General features: G+C 41.9%; 12 protein-coding genes. 7 read left to right on the top strand and 5 right to left on the bottom strand.

What is annotated here, in order from left to right; all coding sequences use genetic code 11:
- Positions 1-136 precede the first annotated feature (136 nt).
- Positions 137-1,012 carry an EAL domain-containing protein gene (locus CXF93_RS03720; RefSeq protein WP_101061100.1) on the top strand — a complete coding sequence of 292 codons (876 nt, stop codon included), beginning with the start codon at positions 137-139 and terminating at the stop codon, positions 1,010-1,012.
- 94 nt (positions 1,013-1,106) lie between these two features.
- Here the strand turns inward: CXF93_RS03720 and CXF93_RS03725 are convergent, their stop codons facing one another.
- The 4 genes from CXF93_RS03725 to CXF93_RS03740 all read right to left on the bottom strand — a co-directional run bounded on the left by CXF93_RS03725 (position 1,107) and on the right by CXF93_RS03740 (position 6,711).
- Positions 1,107-4,205, bottom strand: coding sequence for an efflux RND transporter permease subunit (locus CXF93_RS03725; RefSeq protein WP_101061101.1), 3,099 nt, complete (start codon positions 4,203-4,205; stop codon positions 1,107-1,109).
- A gap of 2 nt (positions 4,206-4,207) precedes the next feature.
- Complete coding sequence (locus CXF93_RS03730; protein ID WP_101061102.1) at positions 4,208-5,536, bottom strand: efflux RND transporter periplasmic adaptor subunit; 1,329 nt, start codon at positions 5,534-5,536, stop codon at positions 4,208-4,210.
- A complete protein-coding gene (locus tag CXF93_RS03735; RefSeq protein WP_101061103.1) occupies positions 5,523-6,203 on the bottom strand; it encodes a TetR/AcrR family transcriptional regulator in 681 nt (226 codons plus the stop codon). Before CXF93_RS03735 ends, CXF93_RS03730 begins: the two co-directional genes overlap by 14 nt.
- Positions 6,204-6,348: 145 nt before the next feature.
- The gene (locus CXF93_RS03740) at positions 6,349-6,711 is read right to left on the bottom strand and encodes an MmcQ/YjbR family DNA-binding protein (RefSeq protein WP_101061104.1); all 363 of its coding nucleotides are present in this window, start codon (positions 6,709-6,711) and stop codon (positions 6,349-6,351) included.
- Positions 6,712-6,892: 181 nt separating this feature from the next.
- On the opposite strand from CXF93_RS03740, the gene CXF93_RS03745 reads away from it, so the two are divergent.
- From CXF93_RS03745 to CXF93_RS03760, 4 genes are all read left to right on the top strand, one after another.
- Positions 6,893-7,441, top strand: a complete 549-nt coding sequence (locus CXF93_RS03745) for a DUF2975 domain-containing protein (protein ID WP_101061105.1) — start codon at positions 6,893-6,895, stop codon at positions 7,439-7,441.
- Positions 7,442-7,450: 9 nt separating this feature from the next.
- The gene (locus CXF93_RS03750; RefSeq protein ID WP_101061106.1) at positions 7,451-7,678 is read left to right on the top strand and encodes a helix-turn-helix transcriptional regulator; all 228 of its coding nucleotides are present in this window, start codon (positions 7,451-7,453) and stop codon (positions 7,676-7,678) included.
- A 369-nt stretch (positions 7,679-8,047) separates the two neighbouring features.
- Positions 8,048-8,899 carry a class A beta-lactamase gene (bla, locus tag CXF93_RS03755; protein ID WP_101061107.1) on the top strand — a complete coding sequence of 284 codons (852 nt, stop codon included), beginning with the start codon at positions 8,048-8,050 and terminating at the stop codon, positions 8,897-8,899.
- A 175-nt stretch (positions 8,900-9,074) separates the two neighbouring features.
- Complete coding sequence (locus CXF93_RS03760; RefSeq protein ID WP_101061108.1) at positions 9,075-10,361, top strand: PD40 domain-containing protein; 1,287 nt, start codon at positions 9,075-9,077, stop codon at positions 10,359-10,361.
- A 28-nt stretch (positions 10,362-10,389) separates the two neighbouring features.
- Here CXF93_RS03760 and CXF93_RS03765 read toward each other — a convergent pair whose 3' ends face one another.
- The gene (locus CXF93_RS03765) at positions 10,390-10,977 is read right to left on the bottom strand and encodes a LysE family translocator (RefSeq protein ID WP_101061109.1); all 588 of its coding nucleotides are present in this window, start codon (positions 10,975-10,977) and stop codon (positions 10,390-10,392) included.
- Positions 10,978-11,087: 110 nt separating this feature from the next.
- Here CXF93_RS03765 and CXF93_RS03770 point away from each other — a divergent pair, with 110 nt between their 5' ends.
- Entirely contained in the window at positions 11,088-11,531 is a 444-nt protein-coding gene (locus CXF93_RS03770) for an Lrp/AsnC family transcriptional regulator (protein WP_101061110.1), read from the top strand.
- Between the two features lie 161 nt (positions 11,532-11,692).
- Entirely contained in the window at positions 11,693-12,793 is a 1,101-nt protein-coding gene (locus CXF93_RS03775; RefSeq protein ID WP_101061111.1) for an alkene reductase, read from the top strand.
- The last annotated feature ends 312 nt before the right edge of the window (positions 12,794-13,105 follow it).

Genomic DNA, 13,105 nt, shown 5'->3' on the forward strand with positions numbered 1-13,105 from the left:
CAGTGCGTCATAATTTTAAGTGAAAATAACCTGCAATGTAAGAGAATGTAAGCGTCGAGTTGGCAGACTCTTTTTTCATGTTATGGTTTCCCCGCGAAAACTAGGTTTATAGCTAACAGGGATAACGGTACTGTACATGGACTTTATGAAAGATTACGCCAGGCTTCACCAAAATATCATCGAGCGTATTGAGCAAGACGCTGAGAATGGCTTTTATATCAGCTACCAAGACTTAACTTTTACCAGTGTATTTCAACCCATTTTTGATCGCGAGCATAATATATACGGTGTCGAGGCATTAGCCAGAATTTTTGATGCTAATGGCGCTGCGGTTAACCCCCATAATTACTTTAGGTCTATTAGCCATGATGATGAAACAAGCGCTATTGCAACGTTAACTTGTGCCATTATCCATATGTTAAACTTCTCTTGTTCATGCCATTCCGATAAAAAACTCTTCATTAATGTTACTCCGGTTATATTTGAAATTCTGTCTAATAATAAAATTGCGGTTGATACCTTAATCAGGGGATTACAAAAGATCAGTGTATCACCGACGCAGTTGGTTTATGAAATCATTGAGTTTGAAGGACGTAACCTTGAATCGGTATTAAATGGCATACAGAAACTAGCCGACTTTGGCATCGAAGTTGCCATAGATGATTATGGTAGCGCTTATTCGACAGAAGCGAGAGTAAGAAGTATTAAACCTGATTATTTGAAAATTGATAAAAGTATTGTCGATTTGTTAGCGGCATTTAAGTACAGCAAATTTCATCATGCAGTGAGTATCGGTCATTCAATTAAGGCCAAGACCATTGCCGAAGGTATCGAGACTAAAGCTGTGTTTGAGCGTTGTATAGAATCGGGTGCAGATTATTTTCAGGGCTACTATTTAGCCAGACCACAAAGATTAGAGAGTGTAGCCAGACCACAAAGATTAGAGAGTGTAGCCACAAAACAGGCGTTAGCAGAAGTTGAACGCGTTAGCCAAACTACAGAATCTAGCTAAAGCTGAAGGTGCGAGCACCTGTGACATTAGATAGGCTTACGGCCAATCAGCCTTGGTGCAGGCTTATTAACTGTAAGGCTATCCATATTGGTTTTTATGTTTCTTTGTGACGCTCTGTTAAGCCAAAGTCATCTAAAATGGCATAAAAGGCCGGTAAGATGAGAATGACTAGCAGAGTTGATGCGAGTAAACCAAAGATCAGTGCTACTACCAGCGGAATAATCACCTGTGCTTGGATACTTTGCTCCAGTAGTATCGGCATCAGTCCGGCGGCGGTTGTAGCTGTAGTGATTAAAATAGCGCGAATACGGTTAGTGGTCGCATGGATCGCCGCTTGGCGAATATCATTACTTTTCTCTAAGTTTTCTTTGATGAACTGCACCAACAAGATGGAATTATTCACTACTATCCCTGCTAATGAAGTAAAGCCCAGCATTGATGGCATAGTCAGATCATAATCCAACATGAAATGCCCCCAGAATACCCCGATAAGCGCGAGCGGAATAGCTAACATCACAATCACTGGTTCCACGTAACTGCGGAACTGAAAACTCAATATCGCAAATACCACGAACAAGCCAATCGAGAAACTCTTCACCATCGAATTACCCGTTTCAGCGGTTGATTCAACTTCACCACCAAGACGTACTTCAATACCCGGGTATTTCTGGGTCAAGATAGGTACAAAGTCTTTTCTCATCTGGGTCATCAATTCTACGGTATTGGCTTTTTCTTTGTCGATATCACCTTTTAACGACATAGTACGAATATTATTTATGCGGTTTAGCTGGCTCACGCCACGGCCATGTTCGACTCTGACAATGCTGGCGAGCGGTACTTGACTACCATCGGCTAAAGTAAACGGGAAGTCTTCATAATAAGCGAGGTCGGAACGATAACGTTCGGCCAGTCGTACATCTAATTCCACATTCTCACCATCAATCTGTAACTCATCAACAGTAATGCCAAAGAATGCGGCGCGCAGTTGCATGGCAATATCTTGTCCAGTAACGCCGAAGGTTTCCGCGCCGGGCAGTAAGGACATGCGCAATTCTGGTTTACCATCACGTAGATTAGAGATCATGTTACTGACGCCATTAAATTGCGCCAGATAATTACTCAATTCATTACCGGCATCTTTCAAGGTTTGAATATCAGGATGGCTGAGTTCAATATCAATGGCACGACCCGCAGGCCCAATCGCTGGCTCACGAATAATCAGGTTGGTTACCCCAGGAATTGTGCCAATTTGCTGTTGTAATGAGCTTAAATAATCAGCCATCAGGGTATTACGTTTTTCTGATGTCAGTAGATCCACAAAGATCGTCGCGACATGCTCACCAGTTTCACCTGCGTCAGGGTTTTCACCACTTTGTACCGTGATATATTTTAGCAGTGATTCGCCATCGGGCTGTTCACCAAACTCGGCACTGGTGATCTTTATATCATTGCTAATGCGGGCGACGACTTTATCGGTTTTCTCTAACGGAGTGCCTGGGGGCATTAGTACGGTGATCTGCACCCAGTCCCCTTCGACTTCGGGAAAGGCTGAAAAGCGCAACATACCACTGGATGCTAGCGAGATAGTGCCAATAAACAAGGCAATAATACCGGCTGTCACCATATAGCGACGGTCGACAACGGTGCCAATAATTTTTGGTAAAATATTAAATTGAAAGTGCTCAAACTTTTTATTAAAACGACCTTTAAAGCTATTTTCCGCAATACTGTCATCGACGTCTTTAACTGACGCGTACAAGTGATGTGGCAAGATTAAAAATGCTTCGACCAAGGACACGCTCAAGGTGATCACTAAGGTTATCGGGATCACTTTCAGCACTTCACCCATGTCACCTTCAAGAAAGGCCAGTGAACCAAAGATCGCTACCGTGGTTAAAAATGAAGAGAACACCCCATTTTTAACTCGGTCGACGCCTTTGACTATGCCAGCTAGTTTGTCTTCCGTTTTCGATAATTCATGCGCGACACTTTCGGATAATACGATGGCGTCATCCATCAACAGGCCGATAGCCACTAACAGCGCTACCATCGACATCAGGTTTAAACTGATGCCCACCAACGACAGTACATACATGCTGGCCAGAAATGACACTGGTAATCCCATCGCTACCCATATTGCATAACGCCAAGGGAAGAATAACCACATCACCAAGAACACCAGAATGAAACCCTGCCAACCATTTGATAGTAATAGGTCGAGACGATCTTTGGCTACGGATGCCATGTCTTTGGTGAGTGAGAACTCCACACTATCAGGTGTTTTTAACTTTTCATCTTCAATAAATTGCTGCACTTCTTCAAGTACATCAAGCGAGTCATCGGCTTTCGATTTTTTGATATCGAGCATGGTGCCTTGTTTACCATTCACCGTTATTTTCGATTCATCTAATTCAAAACGCTGAGTGATAGTAGCTATATCTTTTAACTGGATCTTACTGCCATCTTCATTGCTCAAAACGATGATGTCACCGAGTTCTCGCGGGGTATAACGCTGGGCATCAAAGCGTAGTAAAATAGTACTACTCGGGGTATTTAAGTTACCACTGGGCATCTTCACATTTTGTTTGCCGATCTGAGTGGCAACGTCCTGCACAGAGACGTTGAGTTGACGCAGTGCTAACAAGTCCAGTTCAACCCGTAGTTGCGGATCAGAGAAACCATTAATTTCAACTTGAGCTATGCCTTTTAAGCGTTTTAGACGGCGCTTCACATCTTCGGCATACAGTTTGAGTTCTTGTTTCTCCATGTCACTGTAAATCACCAGACTGACCACATCATCGTAAGTCATCAGTTGTTTTACGATTGTGGTTTCTGCTTCTTCTGGGAACTGGTCAATGGCATCCACTTCGGTTTTAATATCCGAAATGAAGGTGGTGCCATTACCATCATGAGTCATCTCTGCAGTCGTGACCGCTACACCTTCACTGGCACTACAGGTAAGTTTTTTAAGATTATTAATACCATCAAGGGCATCTTCAATCGGCAAACAAATGGCTTGTTCGACATCCTCTGGACTGGCGCCAGGGTAGGGAACGGTAATTTGCGCTATGGTTACCGAGAAGTCGGGAAAGGTTTCTCGTTTCATATCGGGCAGTGTGATCGCGCCTAAAGCGAGAAACATCACCATGACTAAATTGGCAGCCGTCGGGTGCTTGGTAAAGAACTGGATCATTATTATTTATCCTCAGTCCATACTGTTGGCGCGAGCTTTAAGCCATTGGCAACAGGGATAATATCGGATAATACAATTTGCTGGCCAGCGCTAAGTCCCTCGGCTTTAATTGCTGCGACTTGATCACGAATGAACAATACTTCGACCTCTTGTAGTTGCAGTCTATTATCGTCATCGACCAGATATAAACGGTTGTTATGCAAGGCTTGTAGTGGCACGGTTAATTGCGGCAGTGCTTGTCCGTTAACGGTCACTTCAACAAACATACCCGAGATAATAGGGCTGTCATTGGGATCGTTACGTTTAACGAATTCAAGGAAATCAAAGTCGGCTTCCACCACTAGCCCTGCAGTGCCTAACCGAGCATCAATCTCACCTAGAATACGGGTGACCTTACCTTGCCAATGGGTTTCTGATGATGAGTTGCGCAAGGTGATCTGTGCAGTTAAATTGGCAATCGCAATATCCGGTACGGCGTTGAGGTTATCCAATATTTCTCGGTCTTGTTTCAAGCTGTGTATTAAACGGCTTAGTTGGCTGGTGGGCATTTTCGCTTCGACTTCGAGCTTAGATACATCATGCGCTAAAATCAGGCTGTTGCCAGTAGAAACAAATTGTTGTAATTCGGCGCTAACATCGATGATACGGCCATTAAACGGCATGGTTATAATTGTATGTTCTAAATCCAGTTTGGCCTGATCAATTTGGCTTTGCGCTTGTGATATTTGTGCTTCAAGAGATCGTCTTAAAGCCGGAATTTGTTTTACTTGGGCTTTTAAGTCATTTAATTGCAGTTGGGTGTTGTATACCACACGTTCTTGTTGCTCTAAACTCGATGCCGAGATAGTGCCTTTTTTATTCAGTTTGATATTACGCTGGTATTCTTTTTCTTCCAACGCTAAGGTTTTGCTTTCGACTTGATATGAACGGGTTAACCGCTGCTTTTCAATATCCAGTTTTTCAACTTCGGAGTTAATATTGTCTAAGTTTGCTTGTGCGGTATTCAGGTTTAACTGATAAGACGTTGGGTCGATACGGATCAATTCGACACCGGCATTAATGAAGGTACCGCGTTGTAATTTAGGATTCTTATAAAGCACCTTACCGTTCACTTCGGAAATGGCTTGCCACTTATTTTTAGCTACCACATTACCGTAGCCTTTTACTGCAGGGGCAATGCTCTGCGTTTGGATCTGGCTGACATAGACGCTTTGTGCTGGCTCAATTACTTCTAATACCACGTCCTTTTTCATGATGGTATTATTGATCGCCATGATACCTAACCCTGTTGCAACGCCGATAGGTAGCCACAGTAGTTTAGATTTCTTCATTGTATTGCTCCGTCGTAATTGAGTTGATTAACATATTATAGTTCTGCTGGGCGAGGTTTTGGTAAAACGCCATGTCCATTTTGGTCGAAATTATTTGGGTTATTAACGGCTTAAATGCACAAGGGTAGATACACAGACTAAGGAATTGGATAGTTAATAATTCCGGGTCTAGTTCTGGTTTGATATGACCTTTGGTTTGTAATCGAGTCAGCATGGTTTTAATTAATTTAAAGGTTTGCTGAGGTCCTTCTTGAATAATATGTGCTTTGATTTGCGGGTTATTCTTACTGAGCATATTACGTCTAACAATATGCTGTAAGTTTTTGTTTTCTTGCATTGTAGTATAGTAAATCGTAAAAATATGATGCAAATTTTCGAGTGATGGCTTCGCGGCATATTGTTTTAATATATCGAGTATTGGCTGACGATACTGTGACATAGCCGCATGAAACAGGCCTTCTTTATTTTGAAAGTAATAACGGATCATTGCTGGTGTGGTATTGGCCGCGATGGCTATTTTTCGGGTGCTGACTTGGTTGTAGTCATTATCGGCGAATAGATCAAATGCCACAGTCATTAAATGCTGGCGGATATTGGTGTCGGAAGATTTTGTTGGTCTGCCTATATTGCGAGCCAGAGTGTCGTCCTTGTTATTACTACTATCCATATGTACGCCATCATTAATTAATCTGATGGATAATTTTGAACCTGTTTGGCTAAATTATCCAGATGATTAATTTCCCACTTTCACAGTTTTGGATAAATTATGCGTTCAGGTTGGCTTTGTTAAGCTATGGGGGCTTGGTTACTGGTTATTGATTTAAGTCTAACTGTTTTTGTAATTTTTTGGTGAGACCTAACGATACAATACGATATGACTCTGTAAGGTAATAGCTTAGCTCCTCATCGGTTTGTGCCGTGCTGTCGTTATGCTGTATCCACTTCATACCGCGGGAAGCAAAGTAGGGGGCGGGTTTATAACCGGCGAGTTCACTTAAAAAATCAAAGTTAAGATTTGAGGTTTTAAAAATAAATGCAGGTTGTTTATCTTTGCCCAATCCACCAATCGCGAACACCTTGCCGCCAATCTTCCAAACATGCGAATTGTTCCACTGCATCACATAGGTAGTGGCTGCTAATGAACCACAAAATTTATTGAATTCATCGTAAGTCATGAGTGAGTCCTTGATATTTTTCGCGTAAATAATACGTAAAATTAATAATCATGTATGATTTAGATTCGATACTATTAAAATCATTTATCAATAATTAATTATCGTAAATCGATAATTAATTATTGAATTTCATTGTTTTGTACTTTAATATCCAGTTATCTACTTAACAGGATTACTTATTATGTCAAAAATTCAAAAACAAAGCCGTCGTGCACGTATATTTTTTCAAAGTCTTTTTGTTCTAACCCCCATCGTGATTTGTTATTACTGGTTAACGGTTGATACACCTTATGATTTTCTTACATCATTCGGTATTGTTCAGATCAGTATTGATATCGACTATTTAACACAATTGCCACTGACGCTAACAACGCGAATATTAGCTGTAATCGCGAGCTTATTTCTTTGTAGCATCATTATGTACGCTTTGAGAGTATTGATTAATTTATTTCGTAGCTATGAACGTAATGAGATTTTTACACTTGATAATGTGATGGGTTACCAAAAGTTAGGTTACTGTTTATTTTATTGGGTTGGAGCTTCGGTTGTTTATGGTGCATTGATGTCTGTTATCTTGTCGTTTAATAATCCTCCCGGTGAGCGCATATTAGCTATCGGATTTGAAGGCGTGGACTTTTTAACATTAGTATTTGGCTTTATTATCTTGATTATTTCATGGGTGATGAAAGAAGGTTATATTCTTGCCGATGAAAACTGCCATACAATTTAAGGAGCTGGAATGACTATTTGTATTAATTTAGATGTAATAATGGCTAAGCGAAAAATGCGCTTAAAATACCTAGCTCAAGAAGTTGGGATCACAGAAGCAAACCTATCGATATTAAAAAACGGTAAAGCAAAAGCTGTCCGATTATCGACACTTGATAAACTTTGTGAAGTACTTGAGTGTCAGCCAGGCGATATTTTAGAATTTGAAGTTAACAAAAGTGACGATAACGAGAGTTAGCACTGCTTTAGATAATTTGGTTTGCAGTGATTAGACTTACAAACCAAATTATCCTTTAGTGCTTATCAGCGCTTTTTACTATTAAAACGTTGGTACAATTCACTGTACCACTTCAAGATCCAGCATTATTGGAGTGGTACTGAATGGGAGGTTTCATCTTTAGGTTTTATCAATGCATTTAAAAGTATGACAGCCTGGAGTTTAATGCTAAATGAATCACTGTGAATTTAGCTGCAGATAGAGAAGAGTAAGCCTATCAGCTAATCAATCGGTGAATCCAGTCTCCGAAATGTATTTATTCGAAAACTAAATCCAGATTGTGTATCCTCCGGAGGTTACCATCTTAATTATCAAGTGAAACTACATACCATGAAAAACATATTATTATGCATTAGCTTAGTTTTTTCTAGTGCGATGGCCTCTGCCACGACATTAAATGATTCACTCTCTGCAATTGAACTACGCACTTCTGGTCGCATTGGCGCTGCTGTTTTAGATACCGAAAATAAACAAATTTGGCACTACAATGGCGATGCTCGCTTTCCGATGATGAGCACATTCAAAACCCTAGCTTGTGCGAAAATGCTAAGCGCATCAGCTAATGGTGAGTTGAATACTAGCACTAAAATCTTGCTGAAATCGGAGGCATTAATCCCTTGGTCACCAGTTACTAAACCCCTTGTCGGTAGCAGTATTACAGTAGCACAAGCATGTGAAGCGACGATGCTAACCAGTGATAATACTGCGGTAAATATCGTCTTGCAACATGTTGGCGGCCCTGAGGGTGTTACCGCTTTCTTACGTGACATAGGTGATAATGTGACTCAACTAGATCGCATTGAACCAGAGTTGAATGAAGCTAAGATTGGCGACGTGCGTGATACCACGACACCGAATGCCATGGTTAATACCTTAAACAAATTACTGTTTGCTAATGTGCTGTCTAATCGGGACAAAACGCAGCTTAAAACATGGATGCAAGACAACAAGGTATCAGATCCTTTATTGCGTTCGGTACTACCACCAGGCTGGTCTATTGCTGATCGTTCCGGTGCTGGTGGCTATGGTTCGCGCGGTATCACCGCTGTGATTTGGCATGCAGAACGTCAACCGCTTATCATCAGTATTTACCTAACAGAAACCGAGTTATCAATGGCTGAACGAAACCAGGTGATTGCCGAGATCGGTCAGCAGATACTAAATCAGTACGTGGTCGAATAACTCGTTTTCTTGGCTGTGAAATTGATATTGATTGTTTTTATATCTCATAGATTGACATAATCATGGCCAGTGATAAACCTTGATTAGCAGTGATATCCTGTTCAAACCAACATTGACTGGGTCGCTATTTTTCCTATACTCAAAATCTAAGCCTTATCCCCAAAAGGGGAGAATCATGAACATATTCACCTTACGAATTGCTGCTTGGAGGGTGCTGCTATTTGGACTATGCGCCACCTTTTTATCTGCATGCAGTTCCGAGAAAATTATTGTCGCCATTGATGGTAGTCAAGGGAACGCGGACAGTATTGAATCTACGATCAGTACCGACGGTCACTACGTGGCTTTTACTTCTTTTGCTAGCAATCTCGTGCAAGATGACACCAACATGGTTGCAGATGTCTTTGTTCACGACCGTAACAGCGGTATCACCGAGCGGGTCAGTGTCGCGAGTAACGGTAGGCAAGCCAATTCGAGCAGCTCTGATCCGAGTATTAGTGGCAATGGTCGTTATGTGGCTTTTATCGCAGAGGCCAACAATCTGGTACTGAACGACAGTAACGGCAGTAAAGATGTTTTTGTTCATGACCGCGATAGTGGTATCACCGAACGGGTCAGTATTGCCAGTGATGGCAGTCAAGGTGATGCAAGTAGTGAGCAAGTCGCCATAAGTGCTGACGGTCGCTATGTGGCTTTTACTTCTCTGGCTGGTAATCTGGTGCCAGATGATACTAATATCAAAGCCGATGTCTTTGTTCATGACCGTAATTCGGGGATCACTGAACGGGTTAGTGTCGCCAGTAATGGCAGTCAGGGTGACGGCTATCATCCCGCAATCAGTGCTGACGGCCGATTTGTCGCGTTTACTGCCGATAGCAGTAATTTAGTGTTTAATGATAGCAATGGTATGAGTGATATTTTTGTTCACGACCGCAATAGCCAAATTACTGAGTTGGTCAGTGTCTCTAATAATGGTAGTCAGGGGAACTTAGGTTGTATTTTTTCAGCTATCAGTGCTGATGGCCGTTATGTGGCTTTTGACTCCCGCGCGAGCAACCTAGTGTCAGAAGATACCAATGCAGTTGAAGATGTTTTTGTTCATGACCGCAAGACTGGTCTAACCGTTCGGGTCAGTGTCGCTATGGACGGTACTCAGGGCAATGCTAACAGTCATATCGCCAGCATTAGCGCTAATGGCCGCTATGTCGTGTTCCAATCCCTCGCCAGCACCTTAATAGCAGACGATAACAATCACGTCTCTGATGTTTTTATCCATTATCGTGATATAGGCATGACCGAGCTGGTCAGTATTACCAGCTATGGTAGCCAAGGTAACTCGCACAGTAGTCGACCAGCTATTAGTGCCGATGGTAACTATGTGGTGTTTCAATCTCTTGCTAGTAACCTAATACAGGATGATAACAATGCTAGCTCTGATATCTTTTTTCGTAAAATTAACTAGTTTGGTACTATTAATTAGTTCGAAACAATCAAAGCATCGGCACAATTGAAAACACCAGCAAGCCCGCCATGCTGTAGTTAAACAGCTTAATACGGTTTGGTGCTTGTAAGCCGCTCTGTAATTTTTTCCCTGCCGCTGTCCACAGGCCAACGGAAGGCACAGTGATAAGTGCAAACACCAGCGTTACCAGCAAAATATCTTGCAGTTTAGTCGAGGCTGCATACACGCTAATTGCCGTGAGCACCATAGTCCATGCTTTCGGGTTTACCCATTGAAAGCTAGCGGCTGACAGAAACGACATAGGTCGGTAGTCAGTTGCTGCGCTGGTCATGGCTTTACTGGTGGCGATCTTAACCGCTAAATACAGTAGATAAAAAATACTGACTATGCGTAATCCTTGCTGCACAGCAGGATAGCTGGTAAATAAACCCATCAAGCCAAAACCAACCAATATTACCATCACACTGAAACCCACAATAATGCCCAGCATGTGCGGTATCGTGCGCATAAAACCAACGTTGGCCCCCGAGGTCATTAACATAATGTTGTTTGGTCCTGGAGAGACGGTTGAAACCAGCGCAAAGGTCATAAGTGCCATAAGTTGTTGATATTCCATTTTATACTCGCATTGTCACGTTAATGTGTAGTTGTATTTTAAGTGACTATGCGGTAAATTTTGTGCCTATATTTGCTCGGATTGACGAAAATACACAAGGAATGGTTACTATGGATAGATTTGACGACAGGATCTTGCGCGAACTTAAATTAAACGGCAGATTGTCCAATGTTGAACTTGCAGAGCGCATCGGATTATCTGCTTCTGCCACACTACGCCGTGTGCAAGAGCTGGAACGCAGCGATGTTATTCAAGGCTATCGCGCGGTCTTTAATGCCAAAAAACTGGGTATTGGTTTTATTGCTTATGTCACGATAGGTTTATCGAGTCACAGTAAAAAATCACAACGCAGCTTTGAAGATAGCATCATGGAAGCGGGGCAGGTAACCGAGTGTCACAATGTGACTGGCTCCAGTGAATATTTACTCCGGGTTGAGACTGAGGATTTAACGTCTTATAAACGCTTTCATTCCGGTGTGCTCGGTGAGATCTCACAAGTCTACTCAATCACCACCTTAGTGGTGATGGATACGCCAAAAGATGAAAGGACTTAATACCGACTGACAATCTCAGGTTTAATCATTACAAAAATTTATCAAAACCATCAAATATAATAATTTTATTATGAAAATGTTTTTCTATACACTGCTGTTATCGACACCAAGCAGGCCGCAAAGGGCTTGTTTAACGTCCGCTAATTAACAGGAATGACAACATGAAAAACGCATTATTTCAAACAATTAAACTTGGTAAACTTACGCTGAAGAACCGCATCGTAATGCCGCCAATGACGCGTTCTCGTGCCACTCAGCCTGGTAATGTAGCGAATCAGATGATGGCCGATTATTATGCCCAACGTGCTTCAGCTGGTCTTATTATTGCTGAAGGCACGCAAATTTCCCCTATGGGTCAAGGTTATGCTTGGACGCCGGGTATTTATTCTCCAGCACAAATTGCAGGTTGGAAAAAAGTAACAGATGCTGTGCACGCTAAAAACGGCACTATCTTTGCGCAGCTTTGGCACGTAGGCCGCGTAACGCATCCAGATAATATTGGCGGTATGCAGCCGATTTCGTCGTCAGCCATGAAAGCTGAAAATGTAAAAGTATTCATTGATAACGGCACTGACGAAGCTGGTTTTGTTGACGTGGTTGAACCGCGCGAGATGACTAAAGCAGACATTAAGCACGTCATTGCTGAATATCGTCAAGCGGCATTAAATGCCATTGAAGCTGGTTTTGACGGCATTGAGTTACATGCGGCGAATGGTTATTTGATTAACCAGTTTATCGATTCTGAAGCCAACAATCGTACTGATGAATACGGTGGCTGTATCGAAAATCGTTTACGTTTCCTAAGTGAAGTTGTTGCCGCTATGGCCGAAGCGATTGGCGCTGACCGCATTGGTGTACGTCTTGCTCCGTTCACTTCATTAAACGGTACTGTCGATGCAACGCCAGTGGAGAGTTATACTTCAGCGGCTGCAGTGTTAAATAATCACAAAGTCGCCTACATTCATATTGCCGAAGTCGATTGGGATGATGCCCCCGAAACACCTGTCGCATTTAAATTGTCTGTACGTGCAGTGTATCAAGGTGTGATTATCTACGCTGGACGTTATAACGGTGAAAAAGGCGCTACAGCAATTAATGCTGGGCTAACGGATATGGTTGGTTTCGGTCGTCCTTTTGTCGCTAATCCAGATTTACCAAACCGGATTAAAAATAACTACCCATTGGCAGCGCACAACCCTGATACCTTATTTGGTGGTGGCGAAGCTGGGCTGACTGATTACCCTGAATACAGTGCTAGCTAAGCGTAGCAGTTACAGGTTTTTAAGTTTAGAGACAAATAAAGGCGAGGCAATAGTGATATTGTGCTCGTCTTTATTGGTTTATATGCCAGTGTTTACATAAACCAAGTGTTCACATTTCTAAGTTAATTTGAACTCAATTCTAATTAATTTTGTATTGAAATAACTTTTACATTGTTCCGTTTTAACATTAAACAAAGAAAAATCCGCATTAACACATTTATCAATACATTCATTTAACATTTAATTTACTTTTATTTAAAAAGTGTGATCTAACAAGTTTTTTAAGTCATCCCATTGATTTTAATGTTTTTA

This window comes from Moritella sp. Urea-trap-13, assembly GCF_002836355.1.
Taxonomy (GTDB): Bacteria; Pseudomonadota; Gammaproteobacteria; order Enterobacterales; family Moritellaceae; genus Moritella.

Coding starts and splice junctions, on each gene's coding strand:
- CXF93_RS03735 (WP_101061103.1), bottom strand. CDS start 6,203: ATGGATAGTAGTAATAACAAGGACGACACTCTGGCTCGCAATATAGGC.
- CXF93_RS03770 (WP_101061110.1), top strand. CDS start 11,088: ATGGATAGATTTGACGACAGGATCTTGCGCGAACTTAAATTAAACGGC.
- CXF93_RS03760 (WP_101061108.1), top strand. CDS start 9,075: ATGAACATATTCACCTTACGAATTGCTGCTTGGAGGGTGCTGCTATTT.
- CXF93_RS03775 (WP_101061111.1), top strand. CDS start 11,693: ATGAAAAACGCATTATTTCAAACAATTAAACTTGGTAAACTTACGCTG.
- CXF93_RS03730 (WP_101061102.1), bottom strand. CDS start 5,536: ATGAAGAAATCTAAACTACTGTGGCTACCTATCGGCGTTGCAACAGGG.
- bla (WP_101061107.1), top strand. CDS start 8,048: ATGAAAAACATATTATTATGCATTAGCTTAGTTTTTTCTAGTGCGATG.
- CXF93_RS03720 (WP_101061100.1), top strand. CDS start 137: ATGGACTTTATGAAAGATTACGCCAGGCTTCACCAAAATATCATCGAG.
- CXF93_RS03745 (WP_101061105.1), top strand. CDS start 6,893: ATGTCAAAAATTCAAAAACAAAGCCGTCGTGCACGTATATTTTTTCAA.
- CXF93_RS03725 (WP_101061101.1), bottom strand. CDS start 4,205: ATGATCCAGTTCTTTACCAAGCACCCGACGGCTGCCAATTTAGTCATG.
- CXF93_RS03740 (WP_101061104.1), bottom strand. CDS start 6,711: ATGACTTACGATGAATTCAATAAATTTTGTGGTTCATTAGCAGCCACT.
- CXF93_RS03765 (WP_101061109.1), bottom strand. CDS start 10,977: ATGGAATATCAACAACTTATGGCACTTATGACCTTTGCGCTGGTTTCA.
- CXF93_RS03750 (WP_101061106.1), top strand. CDS start 7,451: ATGACTATTTGTATTAATTTAGATGTAATAATGGCTAAGCGAAAAATG.